This window comes from Pseudorhodobacter sp. E13, assembly GCF_003991405.1.
GTDB lineage: Bacteria > Pseudomonadota > Alphaproteobacteria > Rhodobacterales > Rhodobacteraceae > Pseudorhodobacter.
In genome coordinates this window covers 1-283 of the sequence record NZ_RPEN01000059.1, presented here as the reverse complement: position 1 = coordinate 283, position 283 = coordinate 1, and the positions used below count along the sequence as shown (strand labels likewise).

General features: G+C 61.5%; 1 protein-coding gene. It reads left to right on the top strand.

Annotation, left to right across the window (positions count from 1 at the left end; translation table 11 throughout):
• Nucleotides 1–283: hypothetical protein (locus tag EGN72_RS19025; RefSeq protein WP_158623087.1), on the top strand; the 283-nt coding region annotated here is incomplete at both ends.

The following is a 283-nucleotide window of genomic DNA, read 5'->3' as shown; positions in this document are numbered from 1 at the left end:
TGCCAATGGCGCGGCGGCCTTCAACCTCATCAGTAACACTCAGGTCCAGCCCAATGTGGCTTTCAACAACACCGCGTGGTCCATGTTCTGGGTCTGCCGTTTGTCGACCGCAACGTCGGGGCAACTCGCCCGGACGATCACCGGCGTCTCCGGCCAGCTCAGCCCACGGCTGTCCTTCAGCTCCAGCGCTGTGAATTTCGGGCTGTATCAGGGTGAGACCGCAACCTTCCGGTCTTCCGCGCTGCTCAGCAGCGGGTTCACCAATGTCACGACCTTGCTGATG